Here is a 22,553-nt window from a genome sequence, read left to right on the forward strand (position 1 = left end):
CTTTCGAACAAGTGTTAGGTTCCGGAGACTCAGGCCGACTGCGCGCGGCGCTTGCTGGCGCTGCGATCCATCCGCTCCAGCAGATACTCGCTGTCCTCGCGCGACGCGATATGGGACGAGGTCAGGAAGCGCTGGATCATGTGCTCCTGGAAGCGCTCGCGATCATGCGCGCCGCCGTCGAACTCCAGCCCGTGGAACGCATCCACACCAGCCCGGAAGGCCGAGTAGAGACGCGAGGGCAGACCCGCCCGCTCGCAGATCGCCTTGAGACCCAAGGGGCCAGCGTCGTGGATCATCAACCACGTACGGTGGTGCGGGACACCCGCCAACTCAGCGACGGCCCACTCGAAGAAGCTCATGTGCCCATGCGCGAGGGCGCGGAGGATCAAGGAAGGCGACAGACGCCCCATCTTGTTGAGGTGAGCGACGAACGCCTTGGGGTCCGCCGCGCGGCCCGCCTGATCGACGAGGTCGATCGTCGCGCGCTCGGTGGCGCCGAGGATCAGCTCCATGGTGCGTTCGGGCGACAACGCGTGGCTGGTCAGGATATGGTCGCGCAGCTGCTCGCCGACCATGTCGATCAGGCGTTCGGTGACCGCCAGCGGCAAGGCCGACCGATAGGCCACAGCCTGCAGCACCTGCTCGGACTTGGCGAAGCGGTCGAGCGCCTTTTGCAGCGAGACTTCCGAGAAGCGCGCATTGTCGTTAGCGCAGACCGTTGCGACCACGTCCTCCGTGCCCTGTTCGACCAGCAGGGTCGTGATCTTGCTCGACAGCTTGGGGCGTTTGGCGACCGCCATCTGGCGCACAGGCCCGCCGACCTTGACGATTTCGGCGAGGTCAGTGTCGGTGAAAACGGGCGAGAAACTGATGATCGGAAGACTGACGCTTTCGACATCGCGGGCGAGCCTGTTGGCCACATCCGGCGGCAGGGCCAGCGAGTTCTTGAGCGTTACCGCCATGGCCCGACGCACCAGTTCGGCGGCGTCGGCGGCCATCACGCGAAGAATGTCGTGCGCGACCTCTCGCTCCTCCTCCGAGAGGACCGAGCGATCGATGCTCCGACAAAGCTTGTGCGCCGCAAGGGCGCGTTCGTCGGGCGTCGCGCCCTTCACAAGCATGCGAATGTCGGCGTCGGTGAGTGCTGCGCGTGTGGTGGCCATGGTTCGCCCGCTGGGAGCTATGCGTAGAGTCGCATCCTCGACGGTTAGGCTTAATGATTGTTTGAGCCAGGAAGCTGTGGATTAACGATAAGCCGTAACGGGGCGCAAACCACGCTCGACTAATCTCCTCCCTCAACCGAGAGGAGCGCGACCTTGTTCGCCGAGCGCCGCCCAGCAGTGACACCGACGGACGGCGCCCAAGTGCTCAAAGCCCTGGACGCCCAGGCCGCGCTGTTGCCTTACGCGCTCGGTGTTTTCGCCGTCAGCCTGCCCCTGTTCGTCTGGGTCGGTTCGTTCGCCGGCAATCCCCTGTGGATGACCGCCAGCTTCGCCATCTTTGCGATCAACTGGGGCGTCTTCTACGCAGCGGTGAGCTGGATGCGCGACGAACCGTCGCAAGATCTGGCCCGACGAGCCCGTGTTCAGGTGCTTTGCGGCGTCCTGTGGGCGCTGGCGGTGATGCAGATCTCGGCCTTCGCCCATAACGCCGGCCCCGCCCGCGAGACACTGCTTTTGCTGGCGACCGCCGGAGCCGTGCTCTGCGCCTTCTTCGCCGCGCCCTATCTGCCGGGCCTGCTGATCATTGCGCCGCTGGCCGCCGCTGGCCCGCTGCTGGCGCAGTTCTCAAGCGCCGACAGTCGCCACGCCGGCGAACTGACCTTTGGCGCCACCGCCCTAGCGATGACGCTGGCGCTGATCCTCAACCGCATGTTCCGCCGGCAGCACGACCTGGCGATCTCCCACGAGCAGCTCGTGGTGGAGCGTCTGCGGGTGCTGGAGGAGGCCGAACGAACCGCGCGCTCGAAGTCCGACATCGTCGCGACGCTGAGCCATGAAATTCGCAACGGCCTGACCGGCGTCACGCACGTGCTGGCCGCGGCCGCCGGTCGAGGCGGCCGCGCCGCGCCTTCGCGCGAACAGCTGAACGCCGCCCTCGACGCAGCCCAAGACCTGATCGCCGTCCTGAACGCCACCCTCGATTCCGAGACCGCCGAGTCCGGCCGGCTTCAGGTCGACGCCCGTCCCTTCGATCCGGTTCGATTGGTTCAGGATCTGGCCCTGCTGGACAAGCCGCATGCGGCGGCCAAGGGTCTGGAGCTGTCGGTCCACGTCGACCCGCTTCTCCGAGAGCGCGCCAAGGGCGCTGCGATCGCAGACGCGCTACGCACCCGCCAGATCGTCTCGAACCTGCTGGGCAATGCGGTCAAGTATACGGTTCGCGGCCGGGTCGAAGTGCGGCTGGAACTCCGCGACGACCGGATCGCCATCGAGGTCGCAGACACAGGACCGGGCCTCTCCACTGAAGAGCTGGAGCAGGCGTTCGAACCCTTCCGGCGCGTCGAGCGCACCGGTGCGGGGGTGAACGGGGCGGGCCTTGGCCTGTCGCTGTCGCGTCAGCTGGCGCGGCTGATGGGCGGCGCGCTGGAGGCAAGCAGCGCAGTGGGCGTCGGTAGCTGCTTCACCCTCACCCTGCCCTTCGATCTTGTCGCGAAGGACGAACAGGAAGAAACGCACGACACCGCCGTAGCGGAGACCCCTGGGGCGCCCCGCACCCTTCGGGTTCTGATCGCCGAGGACGACGCGCTCAACGCCGCCATGCTCCGTGCGGTGCTGGAGCAACTCGGCCACCAGGTGGTGCATGCCGCCAACGGCCGACGGGCGGCGGACCTGGCCAAGATCGCCGAGTTCGACCTCCTGATGCTGGATCACCGCATGCCCGTGATGGACGGCCCGGAAGCCGCATCCGCTCTGCGGCAGGGCGATGGCCCGAACCGACAAACCCCGATCGTCGCGGTCATCGATGGCGACGCCGAAGAGGCGGCCGAGTTCCTGGAAGCCGGCGCCGAGATCGTGCTGCGCAAACCTGTCAGCGTGGCCGGTGTGGCGCGTGCCCTGGCCGATGCAGCCGCCCTGGAGCGGACCGATCCCGCCAAGGTCGCCGCCTAGAGCGTTCTCCGATCCGTGTGAAACGGTGATCGGATCGAAGAACGCCCTAAACTTTTGAAACAGAGCCCTTTCCGCAGAGTAAGCCTTCCCTCGGCAAGCCCCCTCGCCCATCCTCGTAGGCAACGAGAACAAGTGGGAGGGAGCGATGCTGGAAGGCCTGCGCGTCGTCGAACTGGCGACCTACATCGCCGCCCCCGGCGCCGCCGGCGTGATGGCCGATTGGGGCGCCGACGTCATCAAGGTCGAGTCGCCCGAAGGCGACCCGATGCGGCGGTTCTTCGACACCATCGGCTCGGATCAGGACGCCAATCCCGTCTTCGAACTCGACAATCGCGGCAAGCGGGCCGTTGTGCTGGATATCCGCAGCGATCTGGGGCGCGAGGCGCTGAAGGCCTTGGTGGCCACCGCCGATATCTTCCTGACCAATGTGCGGTCGGCGGCCCTGGCTCGGGCCAGCCTAGACTATGAAGCGCTCAAGGCCGTCAATCCGCGCCTGATCTACTGCAGCCTTTCGGGCTATGGCCTGACCGGTCCGGATGCCGACAAGCCGGGGATGGACGTCGCCGCCTTCTGGTCGCGCGCGGGCGTCGGTGCGATCACCGCGCCCAAAGGAACCGAACCCTTTCCGATCCGGACGGGCATGGGCGACCATGTGACCTCTCTGGCGACCGTGTCAGCCATCCTGGCGGCGGTTCACGAGCGCACCCGGACCGGCGTCGGCCGACTGGTGGAGACCTCGCTGCTGCGCACCGGCGTCTATGCGATCGGTTCGGACATGGCGATCCAGCTCCGGTTCGGGAAACTGGCTTCCACGCGCGGCCGTCGCGAAGCCGTGCAGCCCTTGGCCAATTTCTACAAGACCTCCGACGGCCGCTGGATCTGCTTGCTGCCGCGTCAGGGCTCGGTCGACTGGCCGCAGATCGCCGCCGCCGCCGGACGACATGAACTGGTCGACGATCCGCGCTTCGCCACAGCCAAGGCTCGGCGCGAACATGGCCAGGCGCTGGTCGATATCTTCGACGAGGCCTTCGGGTCGATGACCTATGACGCCGCCGCCGCTGCGCTCGACGCGGGAGACATCACCTGGGCGCCCTATCAGACGCCGCGCGAACTGGCGCTGGACGCCCAGGCCGAGGCGGCCGGCTGCTTCGTCGACACGCCGGACGGCGCGGGCGGGACCTTCAAGGCGCCGGCGGCGCCGGCCCGTTTCCCTGGCGCGCCAGACGGTCCGCGCGGTCCTGCGCCAAAGCTCGGCGCGGATACGGCGGCGGTGTTCCGGGAACTGGGATGGTCAGAAGATCAGGTGGCGGCCCTGACCAGGGTCAGCGCTGCTTGACCTTGTCATTGGCCTCGGCGAGCACACGCAGCATCTCGGCCGAGAACATAGAACTGGCGATGCGTTGCCCTGCGCCCATGCCGCCGCCGCTGTCGCCGAAGGGGCTATTGACGTCCTGAGAGCCACGCAGGATCAGGTCCACCACAGCTTCCTGCTGCCGGATCCGTTCCAGACGGCGTCCGGTGGCGTACTGGATGAACCCCTGATCGTCAGACGCGCCACGCCCCGGAGCGGGATCAGCAACACGCGAGGCGCCGCCCGTCTTGGTCAGGTTGGCATAAAGCTCGCCGACGGTCGTGGGACGGCCATCACGATAGAAGATCGAGCGATTGGCTTGGGCGGCCTCCGGGAACATCGCCGCAGCGTTGGCGCCGGGCGAGACCGAGACGGCCTGGATCAGGCGCGCCGAGCCCTGCGGCCCCAGAAAATGCGCGGCGTAGAGCTCTCCTGCCGTGGGCGTGCGCCCGACCCGACCACGCAGGTAGGAGGCGTGATCCGACGCCAGCTCTCCCGCCATCAATGAGGCCGCGTGCGGATCCATCTTCAGCCCCAGCACCGCCTTCCGCGCCTCGTCGCCCTCGACCCGATAGCGGCCGTCGGCGCCCTGGCTGATCAGGTCGGCATAGCGCGCGTAACCGTACTTGGAGCCGTGCTTCTTGAGGGTCGCCAGCCAGGTCTGGTCGACGAACTGGAAGAGGCCGGACGCCGATGACGTCCTGGCCTTGGCGCCGGGATTGAATCCGCTCTCGCGTTTCGCGGTGCCCATCAGGAACGTGAAGTCGACCCCCGTCGCGTTCGACGCGCGCTGGATCGCCGACTCGACGACATTGCGGAGGGAGTTGACGGCGGGCATGTGCTCAGGAGTCGCCGATCATGGTTAATCCACGATTAACCACGTTCTTCGAGGGGTGCGACCAGAGCGCACGCCGCTCCATGTCTTACAGGCGTAAGAAAAATCGAAGCCCGGATTACGATTGTCAATTTACAATCACCACACCCCATGCTGACCTGATCCTACAGTCGTAATTTTCTGTGGGAGGTAGATATGGCCCTGGCCCTGAATCCCAATGGCTCCGGCATCCCCGGACTGGACAACCCGCCGCCCAAACCCGCCAAGGTGCTGCTGATCGGGCTGGGGATTTCCGGTGCGCTGCATGTCGCGCTGATCGGATATCTCGCCTATCAGAAGTGGACCCAGCCCCTGCCGCTCATGTCGCCGGACACCGGCTTCATCGTCGAAACCGTGCCTCTCACGCCGAAGCCGCCGCCCCCGCCGCCGCCCACGGAGAAGCCTCCCCCAGCGGCCGCCGCACCGAAACTGCACATTCCCGCGCCGACGCCGCTTGAGACCCCGCCGCCGCTCTTCGCCGATCCCCGGATCATTGCGGCGGGGCCCGCCACAACCGGCCCGGTCACCACCCTGGCGCCCACCGCGACGACGCCGCCATCGCCGCCCCAACCGCCGCCCAAGGTGATCACGCGCGCCAACTGGCAGCGAATTCCCTCGGCCGATGAGATGGCTCGCTACTATCCCGAAAGCGCCCAGCGCCGCGGACTGTCGGGGCAGGCGACCCTAAGCTGCACGGTCGCGCTGAACGGCACGGTGCGGGACTGCGTGGTCGCCGCAGAGACGCCTGCTGACGAGGGCTTCGGCGTCGCCGCGCTGAAGATCTCGCGGTTTTTCAGGATGAAGCCACAGACCGAAAACGGCGAACCGGTCGATGGCGCGACGGTTCGCATCCCCATCCGCTTCAACGCGGGCGCCTGACAGCCCCTTGACGCAGACGCCCGACCTCCGGCGTTGAAGCGGAGGCCGGGCCGCAAGCCTTCCCGCGGCCCGGCCATCTCCGTGTCAGTAGCTCTTGGGCAGGCCCAGAACGCGCTCGGCGATGAAGTTCAGGATCATTTCGCGGCTGACCGGCGCGATGCGGGCGATCATCGCTTCGCGGAAGTAGCGCTCGACGTCGTATTCCTTGGCGTAGCCCATGCCGCCGTGCGCCAGCACCGACGCCTCGCAGGCGTGGAACCCGGCCTCGGCGCCCAGATACTTGGCGGCGTTGGCTTCGGCGCCGCACTCCTTGCCCTGGTCGTAGAGCGACGCGGCCTTGAAGGCCAACAGGTTGGCGGCCTCCAGCTCGGCCCACGACTTGGCCAGCGGATGGGCCACGCCCTGGTTCTGACCGATCGGACGGCCGAAGACGATCCGTTCGTTGGCGTAGGTCGTGGCCTTGGCCAGCGCCGCGCGGCCAAGACCGATGGCTTCGACGGCGAACAGCACCCGCTCGGGGTTGAGCCCGTGCAACAGGTACTGGAAGCCCTTGCCCTCCTCGCCCACGAGGTCCTGAGCCGGGACGAACAGGTCCTCGATAAAGAGCATGTTACACTCGACGGCCTTGCGCCCCATCTTAGGGATCGGCTTGGCCTCGATATTCTCGCGATCAGTATAGAACAGTGACAGGCCCTGGTGCGGCTTGGCGCACTGATCCTTGGGCGTCGTGCGCGCGATGATCAGGATCTTGTTGGCGCGCTGGGCGCCGGTCGTCCAGATCTTGCGGCCGTTCAGGCGGTAGCCGCCCTCCACCTTCTCGGCCCGGGTCTCAAGGCTCGAGGTATCCAGGCCCGAGTTCGGCTCGGTGACAGCGAAGCACATCTTGTCCTCGCCCGAGATGATCCGAGGCAGAAGGCGGTTGCGCTGCTCGTCGGAGCCGAACTTCACCAGCGGCATGGGACCGAAGATGTTCAGGTGAATCGCCGACGCGCCCGAAAAGCCGGCGCCGGACTGAGCGACCGTCTGCATCATCACCGCCGCCTCGGTCAGGCCAAGACCCGCGCCGCCCACGCTTTCCGGCATGGCCACGCCCAGCCAGCCGCCTTCAGCGATGGCGGCGACGAACGCCTCGGGGAACTCGCCGGTTTCGTCAGTTCGACGCCAGTACTCGTCGTCAAACGCGGCGCAAACCTTGGCCACGCCTTCGCGGATGGCCTCTTGCTCCTCGGTCAACCAGAATCCGGACATTGGCCTACTCCCCTGCGTGTTCTTGTTGCTTAGGTCTCGGGCTTCTCGAAGCGCCGCGCATCCATGGCGGCAGCGTCCGGGCCCAGGTTATCACCTGTCAGATAAGCCGCGACCATGTCAGCCACAAGCGGCGCGAACAACCAGCCATTCCGGCGAGCGCCCACAGCGAGCATCACCCCCGGCGTCCGGCTCCACCCCACAAGGGGGAGGCCATCTGGCGTGGTCACACGAACCCCGACCTCGACCTTTGCGCTTTCCAGATCGAGGTCTGGACGCAACGCGGCCGCCGCTCGTCGAAGGCCAAGGGTCGCCTCAAGGTCGGGGGTCAAGTCGTCGCGACCGTGCTCCATCGTCGCTCCGACCGCCAGGACGGCCCCAGGCGCAAGGTAGACGCCCTCACCGCGAACCACCGGCGCGCCGTCATCGTCGCGCGCCGCCAAGCGCAGGATTTGCCCCTTGATGGGCGAGAGCATCCGGGTTTCCGGAGCGATCTCCCCCTGTCGAAGTCCCGGCCCCGTGGCCAGGATCAGGGTGTCGAAAGGCTCGTCCCCGCCATCCGCCAGCTCAAGCACGCCAGCCTCGAAGCCGCGCACCGCAAGCGCTCGGAATACGGCGCCGGCTTCGCTGGCGGCCCCTCGCAGCGCCATCAGCCCCGCTCGCGCGTCGATGCGCCAGTCCTCTGCGATGAAGGCGCCCGCAGGCTCGCCCAGGGCCCCAAGGCGCGAGGCGACCTCGCTTCGCCAGGCGTCGGAGCCCTCGATCCGCACGCCATCCCGCTCCAGCCCAAGGCCAAGCGCACGCGCGAAGTCGGGCCAAAGGTCCCGCGCGCGCTTCATGATGTCGAGGTGGCTGCGCGAAGCGGGGTCGAACAGGGCTTCACTGACCGGCGCCAGCATGCCCGCGGCGACACCGGACGCGTTCGCGTCGCCTGGCGATGGGTCGAAGACCGTCACCCTGAAACCCCGTTGCGCCAACCGCAGGGCCACAGCGGATCCCAAGGCCCCGGCTCCCGCCACGGCGATGCGCGCGCCTGATCGAAGTTTCATGGCGCGCCACACACCTTTAGAGACCCCTGACGTCAAGCCCGAAACAACGCGTAAGGCCTGGGGATCAACCATAAAGATAAACCATACAGCGCGACACTTCAGCGCGAAGACCCGTTCCGTGCATCCTCGCGCGTGACGACGCAGCCAAGCTCGGTCTATATCCGTTAAGACTTACGGACAGCCGTTTACCGGTATCGAAGGAAATAAACGCGGATGAACGATCGACCCGCAGCCGAACAAGCCCATCCCGTTGATCTCTACGTTGGGGCCCGGCTGAGAATTCGTCGCAAGATGATGGGTCTTAGCCAGACCCAGGTTGCAGACGCCCTTGGCATCACCTTTCAGCAGATTCAGAAGTACGAGCGGGGCGCGAACCGCATCAGCGCCAGCAAGCTCTATGACGCGGCAAAACTGCTTCAGGCGCCAGTGTCGTACTTCTTTGAAGGACTCGAGGATACCGACGGCGGCGTCGATGACGGGTTTGCTCAGCGTATGACCGAGTTCGTGTCGACGCCCGAGGGCCTCGAGCTAGCCAGCCTCTTCCCGCGTCTCGCCGACCGGCGTCTGCGTCGCCGCGTGGTGGATCTCGTCCGCGCCATGGTGGACGACGACGCCCCCTGAGGGCCGGTCAGCCCCGTTCTTGGACCGTGCAAGACGGAACGACAGACCCCGCGAACAGCGGGGTCTTTTGGTTTTCAGAGGGGGAGAATTGTACGCGTCGCATGGTTCGAGCGTCCTCGATTTCCGGTCCTGTAGACTTTTCACGCCCTCCTTCCGCGTCCGCGAGGCGCATCAATCGCAAAAAACCCCGCCCCCACGGGCGTTTTGTCCCCGTGAATCGGCATTTTAACCTTTCCTAACGGGTGACAAACGCGATCGGCGTCGTCAGGCTCGAACTTCCCTGATTCACAGGAATGAGCTTGAGAAGATGAACGTTTCCGATCTGGTCGACGCCGCTGTCGCCGCCGACGAAAAACTGACGAAGACCCAGGCCAAGGCCATCATCGACGGCGTCTTCAAGTCGATCTCCGACGCCGCCGTGAAGGGCGAAGAAGTCTCGATCCCCGGCTTCGGCAAGTTCAAGGTCCAGGCTAAGCCGGCCCGCACCGGCCGCAACCCGGCCACCGGCGCGACCATCGAAATCGCCGCCAGCAAGAAGGTCGGCTTCACGCCGGCCAAGCAACTGAAGGACGCCGTCAACGGCTAAGCCTTCAGAGGGGGCCGGCCCTTCGGGCGCTGGTCTCTCGCTGCGACTTCGGGGTGCGACATCCAGCCTCGTGCGGATGTTGCACCCTAAGTCTTTTCAGAACAAAACAAGAACGATACCGTGCTCAACATGGCCGTTCTCGATCTTCGGCGCAAGCTCGCCATTCTATCCGACGCCGCAAAGTATGACGCATCCTGCGCATCTTCCGGGGCCGTCAAACGCAACTCACTGAACGGCAAGGGTGTAGGCTCGACGGACGGCATGGGCATCTGTCACGCCTATGCGCCCGACGGACGCTGCATCAGCCTGCTGAAGATCCTGCTGACCAACTTCTGCATCTACGACTGCGCCTACTGCATCAACCGGATCTCGTCGAACACGCCCCGGGCGCGGTTCACCGTGCAGGAGGTCGTCGATCTCACCCTCAACTTCTACAAGCGCAACTATATCGAGGGCCTGTTCCTGTCGTCGGGTGTCATCCGATCCGGGGACTACACGATGGAAGAGATGGTTCGGGTGGCCAAGTCGCTGCGGCTCGAGCATGACTTCCGAGGCTACATCCACCTGAAGCTGATCCCCGAGGCCTCGCCCGAGCTCGCGGCGGAAGCGGGTCTCTACGCCGATCGGGTGTCGATCAATATCGAGCTGCCGCGCGACGACAGCTTGAAGGCCCTGGCGCCCGAAAAGGACCCCACCGACATCAAGCGCGCCATGGGGCGCATGCGACTGGCCATCGACGACCATGCCGAGCCAGGGCGAAAGGCCCGCCGTCGCGCCTTTGCGCGGAGCCAGTCCACCCAGCTGATCGTCGGCGCCGACGAGGCCAAGGATGGAGATATCCTGTCACGCAGCGCCAACCTGTACGGCGCCTATCGGCTCAGCCGCGTCTACTACTCGGCATTCAGCCCCATCCCTGACGCCAGCCACCGGCTGCCGCTCGTCCGACCCCCGCTGCTCCGGGAGCACCGTCTCTATCAGGCCGATTGGCTGATGCGGTTCTACGGCTTCGCGCAGTCCGAGATCGTCGCGGCGGGCCAGGACCTCGACCTGTCGGTCGACCCAAAGACCAGCTGGGCGCTCAGGCATCGAGACCGGTTCCCCGTCGACGTCCAGATCGCGGACAAGGAGACGCTGCTGCGGATCCCAGGCCTGGGCGCAAAGGCCGTCGCCAGAGTGCTTGTCGCGCGTCGGGTCACCCGGCTGACGCTCGACGATTTGAAGCGGGTCGGCGCTGTGGTGAAACGCGCCAAACCTTTCGTCGTGACGGCCGACTGGCGTCCCGGCGCCCTGACCGACCGCGACGACCTGAAGGCCGTCTTGAGCCCGGCCGTTCAGTTGAGCCTGTTCTGATGCAAGTGGTTCGCCTCGCCTCAGAGGTCGATTTCGCCGGCTGGCGAAGGGCGGCCAGGGTCCTGCGAGCCCAGGGCGCGCGTCCCGAATCGCTCGTCTGGACGGTGGAGCGCGAGCTCTTCGATAATGATGAGCCGGTGACGGACGCGGCAACGACGTTCGCCGTTCCAGCCGCCTTCATGGAAATGGCTCAACAGGTCGTGCTGAACCGGTCGCTGGATCGGTTCGCCCTGCTCTACCGCATTCTCTGGCGACTGGAGCGCGAGCCGCGATTGATCGAGAACCCCGCCGATCAGGATATGGCGTGCGCCCGCGACATGGCCAAGGCCGTCAGCCGCGCCGCCCACAAGATGAAGGCGTTTGTCCGCTTTCGCCGGGTGGAGGACGCAGCCGAGGAAACCTACGCGGCGTGGTTCGAACCCGCCCACCGGGTGACCGAGGCGACAGCGCCCTTCTTCGCGCGCCGCTTCTCGAACATGAACTGGACCATCCTGACACCCGACGCCTGCGTGGCCTGGAACGGGGAGCGGCTATGGGTTTCGGAGGGCGCGGATCCCGCCGACGCGCCGTCCGAAGACGCCCAGGAAGCGCTCTGGCGAACCTACTACGCGTCGATTTTCAATCCGGCCCGTCTCAACCCACGCCAGATGCGCCAGGAAATGCCCAAGCGGTACTGGCGGAACCTCCCAGAGGCCGCGCTCATTCCTGGCCTTATCGAAGCCGCCCAAGATCGCGCCGCCGCCATGGTCACCACGCCGCCGCGTCCCCCGTCAGAACGCGTTCTGAAGGCCGCGCAGCGCCATGCTCGGGATGCGCCCTACAACGCTGGTGCGCCGACCACTCTGGACGCCGTGCACGCCGGCGTCAGCGTCTGTCGGCGCTGCGATCTGTGGCGGGAGGCGACCCAGGGCGTCCCGGGTGACGGGGCGCCAAGCGCGCCCCTGATGTTTGTCGGCGAACAGCCCGGCGATCAGGAGGATCTTGCGGGCAGGCCCTTGGTGGGTCCTGCAGGACGGATATTCGACCGAGCGCTCGCCGAGGTGGGTGTGCGGCGCGAGCAGACCTACGTCACGAACGCGGTGAAGCACTTCAAGCATGAACTCAGCGGGAAACGCCGCCTGCACAAGACCCCCACCCAAGGCGAGGTGAGCGCGTGTCGATGGTGGCTGGACGCGGAGCGGCGGTTGGTCAGGCCCACGGTCATCGTGATGCTGGGCGCGACCGCCGCCTTCGGCGTCATGGGGCGGCTAACGCCCTTCCGTGAAACCAGAGGACGCCCACTGCCCTTGCCGGACGGGGTCCAGGGGCTCGTGACCTTTCATCCGTCGTACCTGCTGCGCCTGCCGGACGCTGCGGCGAGAGAAAACGCCTACCACTCTTTCGTGGACGATCTTCGTCTGGCGAGCCGACTGGCCGGCCTGGCCGCGACATCCCGTTGAGGTCAGCGGGTAATCTCTGGGCCATCAAGACAGCGCCCAGGTCGTCAAGCGCTCGCGAGAGGGTGAACGACCAGCGCCGCAGACACCGAGGTGAGAAACGAAAAAAGCCCGGCTAGGCCGGGCTTTTCAAGGACTTGCGATGGTACCAGCTCTCGGGCTCGAACCGAGGACCTCTAGATCCACAATCTAGCGCTCTAACCAACTGAGCTAAGCCGGCTCATCGCGAGGCGTTGTCTTTAGTGGGATCGTCCGTCGGGATCAAGCACCGATCCCGATGTTTTGAACGGAAAACGCCCCGGAGCCGAAACTCCGGGGCGTCTCCTAACTTTCGCTGTGATCCAGGCCCTATTGCGGGACTTGGAACACCAGCGGGACGGTCACCTGGCCACCGTCGACGGGCGCGCCGTCGAGGGTCTTGGGCTTCATCCGGAACAGGCGCGACAAGCGGATAGCCGCATCGCCGAAGCCCATGTCCGCCGGCGATTCGGAAACCACCGAGCAGCCTTCCAGAGTGCCCTTAGCCGTCACGGTGCACGAGATCGTCGCGCGACCGCTGACTTCCATCCGCTGAGCACGGTCCGGATAGTACCGGGCCATGTCTTCACCCGAGGGCTTACGGGCCCAGTCGGGACGCGTGATGACCGACGCACGCGCCGGCGGGTTCGAAGGAACCGGCGGCGTGGGCGAGATCACCGGCGGAGCCGTTTGTTCCACCCGCTTTTCAACGGGAGGGATCGGCAGCGGCGGCGGCGGCGTCACGTCCGGCGGCGGAGCCACCGGCGGGCGCGGCTGAACCACGGCCGGAGGCGGCGGCGGTTCATTGGTCGGCGGCGGCGGCGGCGGAGGCGGCGGCGGCGGCGGCGGCGGCGGAGGCAGCTCCACAACCGTCGCGTCGTCCGAGTACTCCTGGAACACGGCTTCGAACTTCTGCTTCGCCAGGTAGGCGAAGAGCAGCGCGTGCAGACCAGCCACGACCGTCAGGGAGATACCAAAGGCACCGAAACCCTTCTTGCGACGTGGACCGTCCGAGGTGAGCGGATCGTAGCGGCGATGCTCGGGCGTATTTTGATCAGCCATGCATCACCCCCTACTGGCTATCATCCCGTCCGACGAGAGCCACGCTATAGAAGCCGTTATCCTGGAGGGTGTTCATCACCTCCATGAAAGCCCCGTAGCGAACCTTTTCGTCGGCCCGGATGAAGATGCGCTCCTTGCTCGGATCGCGACGGCCCATGTTCTTGGTGATGTCGTAGCCCAGCTCATCGATGCTGGTCTCGTTGTCACCAAGGTAGAGCTGCCCCGACTGTTTGATCGAGACGTAAACCGGCTTGGATGGAGGCGGCGAGGATTTCGCCACCGCCGGCGGCAGGTTCACTTCGACCGACACGGAGGCCAGCGGAGCCGCCACCATGAAGATGATCAGGAGCACCAGCATAACGTCCACGAAGGGCGTAACGTTGATCTCGCTGTTCTGTTCGACGTTGAACCTGTCGCCCCCACCGCCTGAAAGCTTGGCGGCCATGGGTGTTACGCCCCCTTGTCGAGCTGGCGCGAGATGGCGTTCATCAGTTCAGCAACGAAACCTTCCGAACGCGTGCCGTAGGCCGAGATGCGGGTCTGGAAGTAGTTGTAGAAGATAACGGCCGGGATAGCGGCGAACAGACCGATACCGGTGGCGAGCAGGGCTTCAGCGATACCCGGCGCGACGACGGCGAGGTTGGTCGTGTTGGTGTTCGCGATGCCGATGAACGACGTCATGATGCCGTACACGGTACCGAACAGACCGATGAACGGACCGCCCGAACCGACCGAGGCCAGGAACACCATGCCACCCGACAGGCGCTTGGCCAGCGAAGCTTGAACGGCGTTGATGGCGTAGGTCGCGCGGCTCAGGGTCGAGTCGCGGTGCTCGCCGGCGACGGCCAGACCGGCCTGACGCGACAGCTCAACTTCCTGCGAGGCGGCGGCGGCCATGTCGGCCATCGGGTTGCCTTCGAATTCTTCCGACGAGCTGATGCGCGCGATGTCGGCGATCGAGCGAGCGCCGCGGAAGGCTTCCAGGAACTTGTCCGACTGCTTGTTCAGCGCGGCGAACTCGAAAATCTTGGTGAGCAGCAGCACCCACGAGAAAACCGAGGCCAGCACCAGGCCGATCATGACGACCTTAACGACGACGCCGGCCTGCATGAACATGCCGATCGGGGTCAGCGAGTGAGCGGCCGGCGCAGCGGCCTCTTCGGCCGGAGCGGCTTCGGGAGCCGGGGCGGCGGCGGCGGCGTCCGCGGCCGGAGCGGCGGCGGCGTCGGTGGCCGGTTGAGCTTCAGCAGTAGCGGCGGCGGGAGCCGCGGCGTCCTGAGCAAAAGCCGGGGCGCTCGCCATCAGCGCCATGGCGCCGACGAGAGCGATGAAGGGGGTCTTCCGTTTAATGTCGAGCATCTGTCGCCAGTTCCTGATTGGTCTAGCACGTTTGGACCGAGGGTCGTCGCGCGAGAGCGTCTCCACCCTAACTCTGAATAGTCCGCCTGGAGGTCGATAGCTCTCACCCCGGGCGGACCCGCTTCGCTGCGCTCGACCCGTTACGCCCCTCACGAGGACCAGCCTCCAGAAGGATCGTTTCGAAGCGCGTGCAACCGACGCCCTTTTGGGGCTCCGGTCTTACCGCAATGTTAGAATTGCGGCTGGGGTCCTTTGGCAACCCCTTTTCGTACCGTCAAGGGTCTCATTTGGGCACAAATTCATCGTCACGCCCCCGACCCCCTGGCGTTCGCCGCAGTGCACAAAACGGTTTTCCGGATTTCGGGGCGGTTTTTCCCTGCCAACGAGAAAAACCATGCTGCACTGCAGCAAGGCAACAAAACGCGGGTCTTTGAAGAAAGGCGCCTGTCTGCACGGCAGATGGGAGCTTCGCGCCGCGCGAACAAGCTCGCATGGGGAAGAAACGGCGCCGAGGCCGACCGAGCACCGGCCGACCTGAAGGTCAAAGAGACTTCCGCTGGGAAGAACTGGAAAAAGTGGTGCCTGGGGCCGGAATCGAACCAGCGACACGCGGATTTTCAATCCGCTGCTCTACCAACTGAGCTACCCAGGCATCCGGGCTTTGGCGGGGTGAAACCGCCTTGGCGACCTCGCCGTGCAGCGAGGAGCCGGGTCTATAGGGGAGGCGCGAAAGGATGTCCAGCGCCGTTTTATCATTCCCTGTTGATGTCTTGGGATGGCGGATTTTCCTCGTCATCGTCGCCGCCCGCCACGACGTAGCGACCGCTCAGCCAGCGCTGCAGATCGACGTCCGCGCAGCGTTTCGAACAGAAAGGGCGGAACGCGGAATCAGCGGGTTTGGCGCAGATGGGACATTTCGCGCTCATCTCGCAGACACCTCAAATCGTTCAACAGGCCATGCAGGCGCGGCTTCGACAACGAACCGCCGACCCAGGCGCTCGGCGACGCCTTGGTCCAACTCGGCCTGGAACGCTTCGGCGACGGCGGGCGCACAGAGGGCCGTCAAGCGCCCTCCCGGGTCCGCCCTGCCCTCACGCCCCAGCGCACGCGCCAGACGTCGCGCCACATAGCGCGGCTCGGCGTCTCCATGGCTTGTGAGCAGCCGATCGAGAATCGGCGGTGCTCGCCGAGGCACGATCATCTCAAGTGTCCCGAACTTGCTGATGGGCCCGATGCCCACACCGGGATTGTCAGGCGCAAAGGCGCTACGGGCGGCCGTCGTCAGGGCCTGGGCGTCATGCCCCCGGCCGACCAGGTCGAAAATGATGATTCCCGCCAGGCCCTTCAGCCTGAGAACACGGGCGGCGACATTGATGGCGGCCATGTTGGCCAGACGCGCGGCGCGTTTGGAGTCGGCGCCGTCGCGGGCGCCCAGATCGACGTCGATCGCGGTCAGAGCCCGAGTCGGCTCCACTGCGATGTCCCCGCCGCCGGGCAGGCTGAACACTGTCGCTAGCGCATCGGCCTCGGCTTCCTCGACGGCGAGCAGAGCCTTTTCGCCCGTCGTCGGCGAACCAGCCTTCACGATCTGACGTAGCCGCTCCTCAAGCGACTGCCCCTGGGCCAGCACCCGCGGCTCGCCCCTGCCCCTCGGCCACGAAGCGCGCCACACCGGCCTTGTCCGCGCGAGACGGTGTCTTGATCTCGATCTCGACGACCCCGCCCTCCACCAGGGCCGGCATGTCAGGCCGAAGCGGCAAGATGAGATCCCGTCCGCCCGGCAACTGCACGAAGGCGGATGAGAAGGCCTTTTCGATCTTGCGCACCCGCGCCACGCCGCGCACGCCTTCCGCGTCCAGCGGATCGTCATCGGGCCATTCGATCATCAGCCGCTCGGGACGCCCGTCCAACGTCACAACGCCGACGGTCTCTCCCACCCCTTTGTAGAGATAGGCGCGACGCACGGAGGCAGCCTTGGCGCTCATGGGCGATAACCCAGTCCGGAAAGCAGGTTCAGGGTCTCATAGAGCGGCAGCCCCACCACGCTGGGATAGGAGCCCTGCAGGTCAGTGATGAATCCGCCCGCCAAGCCCTGGACGCCGTAACCGCCGGCCTTGCCCCGCCATTGCCCGCTGGCGACGTAACCGTCGCGCTCAGCGTCGGACAGGCGCTTGAAGCCGACCCTGGTCTCGACCAGACGGGTCGCCGTACGACCGCCGGGCGCGATCAGCGCAACGCCGGTGAGAACCTTGTGATTCCGCCCCGACAGGAGCTTGAGACAATAGAGCACATCCGCCTCGGTCTCGGCCTTGGGCAGGATACGACGACCCACGGCCACCACGGTATCGGCGGCCAGGACAAAATCGCCCGGCGCGCGCGCAGCGACCACCCGCGCCTTCTCGAGCGCGAGTCGCAGCGCGTGACGGCGGGGCGTCTCGTCGCGAAGCGGGGTTTCGTCGATGTCGGCGGGATCAACCCGGTCGGGCGTAACGCCGACCTGGGCGAGCAGGTCGAGGCGCCGGGGGCTCGCGCTGGCCAGCACCAGCGCCGGCCCGGCGGCCACTGGGGCGGCCGTCTTCGGAGCCATCGGCGTCTTACTTGAAGCGGTAGGTGATACGGCCCTTGGTCAGGTCGTAAGGGGTCATCTCGACCAGGACCTTGTCACCGGCCAGAACGCGGATGCGGTTCTTGCGCATCTTGCCGGCGGTGTGAGCGATGATCTCGTGATCGTTTTCCAGCTTCACGCGGAACGTGGCGTTCGGCAGCAGTTCGCTGACCGTACCGGGAAACTCGAGCAGTTCTTCCTTAGCCATCAGGCCTCTCAAAGGGACGAATCAGATAGCCGCGAGGGTACGCCCGACAGGGGTGTCGGGACGAGCCGTTCGCGGCGAGGCGCCTCTATAACGCAATTACCCCCCAAACGTCGATGGCGCGCCGAAACGTCGCTTGATCGCGGCCGCCAGGGCGTCCCGGACCTCGCGATAGGCCTCCAGGCGCGCCTCGCGGGAGCCGTCGGTCAGGGTGGGGTCGTGGGTCGGCCAGTACTCGATCTCGACCGCCCGATCACGGGAAAGCTCGACTGCCCGATGCTGCGCTTCCGGGGTCAGTGAGACGACGACATCGAAGCTGTCGTCCTCGAGCTGCGCGAACGTCTTGGGCCTGTGATCGGAGACATCCAGGCCCAGCTCGTCCATGACCACCACAACGAAGGGGTCGATCCCCTCCCCGGCCGGATCAGACTTGAGCCCACAGGAGTCGACATAGGCCCGCGTGCCATAGAATCTCTTGAACAGCCCCTCGGCCATCGGCGAGCGCACGCGGTTATAGTTGCAGGTGAACAGCACCGCGTCCGGCAACGACTGGGGCACGGTCAGCCCCGCCAGTGCAGCGCGCAGATCAGGGTGAACAGGCGACGCGCCGTATCAAGGTCGGTCTTGACCTTGCCCTCCAGCCGCTCGCGCAGGAGGTTGGAACCCTCGTTGTGCAGGCCCCGTCGCCCCATGTCCAAGGCTTCGATCTGCTGGGGCGAGGAGTTGCGGATGGCCGAGTAGTAGCTGTCGCAGATCAGGAAATAGTCCTTGATCACGCCTCGAAACGGCGAGAGCGACAGCAGGTGGCGGCGCGCGTGACCGGCGCTTGCAATGTCGAACGCTAGGCGATTCTCGATCAGCGACAGGCGCACATCGTAGGGGCCCTCGCCGGCTTCGGCAGGCTCGAAGTAGTTGCCCTCAAGCAGATCGAAGATCGCGACCTGGCGCTCCTGCTCCTGGTCGCGCGAAGCGGCCGCGAGGCTTTCCTCGTCGATCTCGATCGACTTGATCCGGTGGTTGGCGCGGGCGTCGGTGCTCATCTGGCGCAGGAGGTTCGCGCGTCAGTCGCCGCTTGGCAACCTCACTGACGCAGACAAGGCGTGCGCCGGCAGCCCTTCAGCCTTGGCCAAGGCCACCGTGTGCGGTCCGAGCACGGCGAACGAGGCTGGATCGCACTTCACGATCGAGGTGCGCTTGATGAAGTCGTAGATCGACAGGCCCGACTGGAACCGCGCTGCGCGGCTGGTCGGCAGCACGTGGTTGGAGCCCGCGACATAGTCGCCGATCGCTTCGGGCGTCACACGGCCCAGGAAGATCGCGCCGGCGTGCCGTACGCGGTCGGACAGGCGCTCGGGATTGTCGAGCGCGAACTCGACGTGCTCGGGCGCGATGGCGTCAACCAGGGCCGGACTCTCTTCCAGCGGCGCGATGATCACCGCGCCGTGGTCGCGCCACGAGGCCGCAGCGTCCTCGCCTGTGGCCAGGGTCTTGAGGCGCTCGGCGACGGCCTGTTCGACCGCCGCGGCGAAAGCCTCGTCGTCGGTGATCAGAATCGACTGGGCGGCCGGGTCGTGTTCGGCCTGGCTGAGCAGGTCGGTGGCGATCCAGTCGGGATTGTTGTTCCGGTCGGCGACCACGACGATCTCCGAGGGTCCAGCCAGGGCGTCGATGCCCACCACGCCGTAGAGGCGGCGCTTGGCGGCGGTGACATAGGCGTTGCCGGGACCGACGATCTTGTCGACCGGCTGGATGGGTCCCGCGCCATAGGCCAGGGCGGCGACGGCCTGGGCTCCGCCCACGCGCCAGATCTCGGTGACGCCGGCTTCCTTGGCCGCGGCCAGCACGGCCGGCTGCAGCTTGCCGGGCGGGGTGACCATGGCGATGCGATCGACGCCGGCGACCTGAGCCGGAACGGCGTTCATCAGCACAGTCGAGGGATAGGCTGCGCGACCGCCGGGCACATAGACGCCCACGGCTTCCAGCGGCGTCCAGCGCCAGCCGAGCTCGACGCCGGCCTCGTCGGTCCATGCCTGGTCGGCCGGGCGCTGGCGGCTGTGATAGGCGCGAATGCGGGCGGCGGCGAAGGCGATGGCCTCGCGGACGTCCGCCGGCGTCTCGGCCGCGCCGGCCTCGATCTCCTCGGCGGTCACGCGGATCGTCTCCGCCGTCAGGTCGACCTTGTCGAAGCGCCGGCTGTAGTCGAGCAGCGCCTCGATCCCCTGCGTACGGACGGCCTCGAGCACGCCAGCGACGGCGGCGTCGACATCAGCCGGCGAGCCGCGACGCTCGTCGAGGAAGGCCTTGAAGGCGGACTGGAAATCGGGGTCGGAAAACAGGAAGCGGCGCATGGCCTGCTAGATGCGGCTTTTTCCGACCAAGGCAAGCCCGAAAGCCTACGGAATGGCGGGGTCGCGCGTCCGGAACCGGTACATCAGGGCGCCGTAGACAATGGCCGCAATAGCCAGGCCCACGAACCAGGCGTAGGTATAGAGACCCATCCAGATGCTCCCGACGCCCCCGAAGAGATGCGGCGCGGCGGCCGCCAGGAAGCCCGGAATGTTGGGCGCGACACCCAGAAGCAGGGCCGCCGCGGCGGCGAGGTTCCAGCCCCCGCGATAGGCGTAAGCGCCGTCGCGGACATAGAGATCATCGACGTCCAAGCGCGCTTTGCGCACGATCCAGTAGTCCACGATGAGGATTCCGGCGATGGGCCCCAGCAGCGCGCCGTACCCGACCAGCCAGGTAAAGATATAGCCCTGGGTGGTCTCCAGGAGCTTCCAGGGCATGATCAGGACGCCGATGACGGCCGTGATCCAGCCGCCCATCCGATAGCTGATCTTGCTGGGCCAAAGGGCGGAGAAGTCATAGGCCGGCCCCACCAGGTTCGCTGCGATGTTGCAGCAAACGGTGTCGAGGCTGATGATCAGCAGGCCGACCACGACAGCGATGCCGCCGATGTCGCCCGCCAGCTGGACAGGATCCCAGATCGCCTTGCCGAAGATGATCGTGGTCGCCGAGGTCGTCACCACGCTGACCAGCGCCAGCAGACCCATCGGCACGGGCAGTCCCACGGCCTGACCGATGATCTGATCGGACTGGCGCCGCGCAAATCGCGTGAAGTCGGGAATGTTCAGCGCCAGGGTCGCCCAGAACCCGACCATGGCCGTCAGAGCGGGCGCGAACACGCTCCAGAACTGACCGGCCTTGGCCCCGCCTGCGCCGAAGGCCGAGGGTTGATGCAGGATGGGCCCCAGCCCGCCTGCCTTGTCCACGGCCCACCAGACCATCAGGGCGCAGATCAGGATCTTGATCGGCGCGGTCCAGGTCTCCAGCCGGCGGATCGCCGTCAGCCCCTTGGTGACGAACAGCAGTTGCACGCCCCAGAAGGCGAAGAAGGCCAGCAGTTGCCCGACGCCGATCCCCAGCAGCGGCAACGGCGCGCCCTCCAGCTTGCGCCCCGCGATGACGCCCAGCAGGATCAGCAGCGCCCCGCCGCCGATCCAGGTCTGGATGCCATACCAGCCGCAGGCGACGATCGCCCGGGCCACGGCGGGGACGCGCGCGCCTTTCCAGCCGAACGAGGCTCTCGCCAGAACGGCGTACGGGACGCCCCAACGCGCGCCGGCGTGGCCGATCAGCAGCATGGGAACCAGCACGATCATGTTGCCCAGCAGGACGGTCAGCACCGCCTGAGAGGCCGACATGCCCTGCTCGATCAAGCCCGACGCCAGCATGTAGGCGGGCACGCAGATGACCATGCCCAGCCAGAGCGCCGCGAAATGCCACCAACGCCAGTTGCGCTGGGCGTCAGCGGTCGGCGCCAGGTCTTCGTTCCAGAGGTCGCTGTCGGGCGCGCGCATGCCGCTCTCCGCGGGTGCGATCGGTCCCCAGCGCGCCGGCCCCCGCCGCGACGCGACCCGACCTTAGGAGCGGATCGCGCACGCTGGCAATTGGCGGGACGTCGTTATGGCGCGATCAGCTTACGCCAGCGCTGCGTAGGCCAGCGTCGCCAGCCCGGCGCAGAGCACGAAGCTGAGCGCGACCAGGGTGGCGCGACCCCAGTCGAAACAGGGACCGCCGTGCCGAAGCACCGGAGGCTCGGGCTTGGTGATGTCGCACGCACGGAAAAACGCAGACTGGGCTTCGCCCATCGAGTAGGCGGTCTTTCTGGCCATGAGGGCCTCCCTGACGTTCGCGCCTCTGTTGGACGCGTAATGTAAGGTTAACACCGCTCGCCCCTCGGGCGAATTGGCCACGCGATCACTAGCGCGTGGGAAGAATCACAGGCGCCGCGCCTGCCCCTCAAAAGATCAGAAAAAAGGCGCCGCTCAGGGTTTGAGCAGGCGCCTAAATCGAAGGCTCTTAGTCCGCGTGTCCCGGGGTTCGGGATGTCGACCAAGGATCGGAGACATCGGCCAGCGCGACATCGAGACAATCGACCGTCACGCGCATGTCCCCGCCGCCCGCGAAGGTCAGGGTCACCACACCGCCCGGCGCTTCCTCGCCCGGCTCGAAGCCGATCGACAGCAGCTCGACGACCGCGCCCTTGGCGTCGCGACGAAGCTTGCGCGCCTGGACGCTGGTCACATCGCCGAACTGAAGGGCTGAGCGCACGCGTTCGCCCCGCTTGCCCTTGCGCGCCTCCCAACGGAAGCGATTGCAGGCGATGGTCAGGGTGCGCGCCTGAGCGTCCCAGCGGATATCGCCGATCTTGGCGATCGCGTCCTGCAGGGCCGCCGACAGGACGCTCAGATCGTCAGCGTTGTGCGCCAGCAGTCGCAAGGGCTTGGCGGCCTCGGCCAT

General features: G+C 66.4%; 23 protein-coding genes, 2 tRNA genes and 1 pseudogene. 7 read left to right on the forward strand and 19 right to left on the reverse strand.

Translation table 11 applies throughout. The annotated features are described in order from the left end of the window. Positions 1 to 29 precede the first annotated feature (29 nt). On the reverse strand, positions 30 to 1,163 hold the full coding sequence (gene spbR / locus OVA11_RS15170) for a pole-localized protein SpbR (protein ID WP_010920182.1): 1,134 nt from the start codon (positions 1,161 to 1,163) through the stop codon (positions 30 to 32). A gap of 153 nt (positions 1,164 to 1,316) precedes the next feature. Between spbR and OVA11_RS15175 the strand changes: the two genes are divergently transcribed. Together OVA11_RS15175 and OVA11_RS15180 are read left to right on the forward strand one after the other, a co-directional pair. Then, entirely contained in the window at positions 1,317 to 3,110 is a 1,794-nt protein-coding gene (locus OVA11_RS15175; protein ID WP_268068130.1) for an ATP-binding protein, read from the forward strand. 145 nt (positions 3,111 to 3,255) lie between these two features. Further along, positions 3,256 to 4,446: a CaiB/BaiF CoA transferase family protein gene (locus tag OVA11_RS15180; protein ID WP_268068131.1), complete on the forward strand. Its 1,191-nt coding sequence runs from the start codon at positions 3,256 to 3,258 to the stop codon at positions 4,444 to 4,446. Here OVA11_RS15180 and OVA11_RS15185 read toward each other — a convergent pair. Continuing rightward, a complete protein-coding gene (locus tag OVA11_RS15185; RefSeq protein WP_012640469.1) occupies positions 4,433 to 5,299 on the reverse strand; it encodes a lytic transglycosylase domain-containing protein in 867 nt (288 codons plus the stop codon). The two genes, OVA11_RS15180 and OVA11_RS15185, sit on opposite strands and share 14 nt — an antisense overlap. A 192-nt stretch (positions 5,300 to 5,491) precedes the next feature. Between OVA11_RS15185 and OVA11_RS15190 the strand changes: the two genes are divergently transcribed. Continuing rightward, complete coding sequence (locus OVA11_RS15190) at positions 5,492 to 6,214, forward strand: energy transducer TonB family protein (RefSeq protein ID WP_268068132.1); 723 nt, start codon at positions 5,492 to 5,494, stop codon at positions 6,212 to 6,214. Between the two features lie 84 nt (positions 6,215 to 6,298). Here the strand turns inward: OVA11_RS15190 and OVA11_RS15195 are convergent, their stop codons facing one another. Both OVA11_RS15195 and OVA11_RS15200 read right to left on the reverse strand, forming a co-directional pair. Next, a complete protein-coding gene (locus OVA11_RS15195) occupies positions 6,299 to 7,462 on the reverse strand; it encodes an acyl-CoA dehydrogenase family protein (protein ID WP_268068133.1) in 1,164 nt (387 codons plus the stop codon). Between the two features lie 29 nt (positions 7,463 to 7,491). Further along, positions 7,492 to 8,508, reverse strand: a complete 1,017-nt coding sequence (locus OVA11_RS15200) for an NAD(P)/FAD-dependent oxidoreductase (protein ID WP_268068134.1) — start codon at positions 8,506 to 8,508, stop codon at positions 7,492 to 7,494. 213 nt (positions 8,509 to 8,721) lie between these two features. On the opposite strand from OVA11_RS15200, the gene OVA11_RS15205 reads away from it, so the two are divergent. The 4 genes from OVA11_RS15205 (at position 8,722) to OVA11_RS15220 (ending at position 12,504) form a co-directional block, all read left to right on the forward strand. Further along, on the forward strand, positions 8,722 to 9,129 hold the full coding sequence (locus OVA11_RS15205; RefSeq protein WP_010920189.1) for a helix-turn-helix domain-containing protein: 408 nt from the start codon (positions 8,722 to 8,724) through the stop codon (positions 9,127 to 9,129). A 307-nt stretch (positions 9,130 to 9,436) separates the two neighbouring features. Continuing rightward, complete coding sequence (locus tag OVA11_RS15210) at positions 9,437 to 9,715, forward strand: HU family DNA-binding protein (RefSeq protein ID WP_010920190.1); 279 nt, start codon at positions 9,437 to 9,439, stop codon at positions 9,713 to 9,715. Between the two features lie 120 nt (positions 9,716 to 9,835). Then, positions 9,836 to 11,065, forward strand: a complete 1,230-nt coding sequence (locus tag OVA11_RS15215; protein WP_268068135.1) for a putative DNA modification/repair radical SAM protein — start codon at positions 9,836 to 9,838, stop codon at positions 11,063 to 11,065. Beyond that, positions 11,065 to 12,504 (forward strand): UdgX family uracil-DNA binding protein, encoded by a 1,440-nt coding sequence (locus OVA11_RS15220; RefSeq protein ID WP_268068136.1) that lies wholly within the window; start codon positions 11,065 to 11,067, stop codon positions 12,502 to 12,504. The genes OVA11_RS15215 and OVA11_RS15220 overlap by 1 nt, the downstream gene beginning before the upstream one ends. A 140-nt stretch (positions 12,505 to 12,644) precedes the next feature. On the opposite strand, the gene OVA11_RS15225 is transcribed toward OVA11_RS15220, so the two are convergent. The 15 genes and pseudogenes from OVA11_RS15225 to OVA11_RS15295 all read right to left on the reverse strand — a co-directional run bounded on the left by OVA11_RS15225 (position 12,645) and on the right by OVA11_RS15295 (position 22,553). Continuing rightward, positions 12,645 to 12,721 (reverse strand) — tRNA-His (locus tag OVA11_RS15225). 128 nt (positions 12,722 to 12,849) lie between these two features. Further along, positions 12,850 to 13,581, reverse strand: a complete 732-nt coding sequence (locus tag OVA11_RS15230; RefSeq protein ID WP_268068137.1) for an energy transducer TonB — start codon at positions 13,579 to 13,581, stop codon at positions 12,850 to 12,852. A 10-nt stretch (positions 13,582 to 13,591) separates the two neighbouring features. Next, positions 13,592 to 14,026, reverse strand: coding sequence for a biopolymer transporter ExbD (locus tag OVA11_RS15235; RefSeq protein WP_010920194.1), 435 nt, complete (start codon positions 14,024 to 14,026; stop codon positions 13,592 to 13,594). Between the two features lie 5 nt (positions 14,027 to 14,031). Then, positions 14,032 to 14,940, reverse strand: coding sequence for a MotA/TolQ/ExbB proton channel family protein (locus OVA11_RS15240; protein ID WP_268068138.1), 909 nt, complete (start codon positions 14,938 to 14,940; stop codon positions 14,032 to 14,034). 576 nt (positions 14,941 to 15,516) lie between these two features. Beyond that, positions 15,517 to 15,592, reverse strand: a tRNA-Phe gene (locus OVA11_RS15245). Between the two features lie 100 nt (positions 15,593 to 15,692). Continuing rightward, positions 15,693 to 15,866 carry a DNA gyrase inhibitor YacG gene (locus OVA11_RS15250; RefSeq protein ID WP_268068139.1) on the reverse strand — a complete coding sequence of 58 codons (174 nt, stop codon included), beginning with the start codon at positions 15,864 to 15,866 and terminating at the stop codon, positions 15,693 to 15,695. After that, positions 15,863 to 16,925: pseudogene (locus OVA11_RS15255) on the reverse strand (ribonuclease E/G). The gene OVA11_RS15250 and the pseudogene OVA11_RS15255 overlap by 4 nt, the downstream one beginning before the upstream one ends. After that, positions 16,922 to 17,527 (reverse strand): Maf family protein, encoded by a 606-nt coding sequence (locus OVA11_RS15260; protein ID WP_268068140.1) that lies wholly within the window; start codon positions 17,525 to 17,527, stop codon positions 16,922 to 16,924. Before OVA11_RS15260 ends, OVA11_RS15255 begins: the two are co-directional and overlap by 4 nt. 7 nt (positions 17,528 to 17,534) lie before the next feature. After that, entirely contained in the window at positions 17,535 to 17,753 is a 219-nt protein-coding gene (gene infA / locus OVA11_RS15265) for a translation initiation factor IF-1 (protein WP_004617696.1), read from the reverse strand. A gap of 96 nt (positions 17,754 to 17,849) precedes the next feature. Then, the gene (locus OVA11_RS15270; protein ID WP_010920202.1) at positions 17,850 to 18,308 is read right to left on the reverse strand and encodes an arsenate-mycothiol transferase ArsC; all 459 of its coding nucleotides are present in this window, start codon (positions 18,306 to 18,308) and stop codon (positions 17,850 to 17,852) included. 2 nt (positions 18,309 to 18,310) lie between these two features. Next, on the reverse strand, positions 18,311 to 18,790 hold the full coding sequence (locus tag OVA11_RS15275) for a UPF0262 family protein (RefSeq protein ID WP_096033723.1): 480 nt from the start codon (positions 18,788 to 18,790) through the stop codon (positions 18,311 to 18,313). A 21-nt stretch (positions 18,791 to 18,811) separates the two neighbouring features. Beyond that, complete coding sequence (gene hisD, locus OVA11_RS15280) at positions 18,812 to 20,098, reverse strand: histidinol dehydrogenase (RefSeq protein ID WP_268068141.1); 1,287 nt, start codon at positions 20,096 to 20,098, stop codon at positions 18,812 to 18,814. A gap of 45 nt (positions 20,099 to 20,143) precedes the next feature. Next, positions 20,144 to 21,610, reverse strand: coding sequence for an NCS1 family nucleobase:cation symporter-1 (locus OVA11_RS15285; RefSeq protein WP_268068142.1), 1,467 nt, complete (start codon positions 21,608 to 21,610; stop codon positions 20,144 to 20,146). Positions 21,611 to 21,730: 120 nt separating this feature from the next. Further along, positions 21,731 to 21,925 carry a hypothetical protein gene (locus OVA11_RS15290; RefSeq protein ID WP_268068143.1) on the reverse strand — a complete coding sequence of 65 codons (195 nt, stop codon included), beginning with the start codon at positions 21,923 to 21,925 and terminating at the stop codon, positions 21,731 to 21,733. A gap of 187 nt (positions 21,926 to 22,112) precedes the next feature. Further along, a complete protein-coding gene (locus OVA11_RS15295) occupies positions 22,113 to 22,553 on the reverse strand; it encodes a DUF2948 family protein (RefSeq protein WP_268068144.1) in 441 nt (146 codons plus the stop codon).

Origin of the sequence: Caulobacter sp. SL161 (assembly GCF_026672375.1) — a bacterium.
In the GTDB taxonomy this organism is placed as follows: domain Bacteria; phylum Pseudomonadota; class Alphaproteobacteria; order Caulobacterales; family Caulobacteraceae; genus Caulobacter.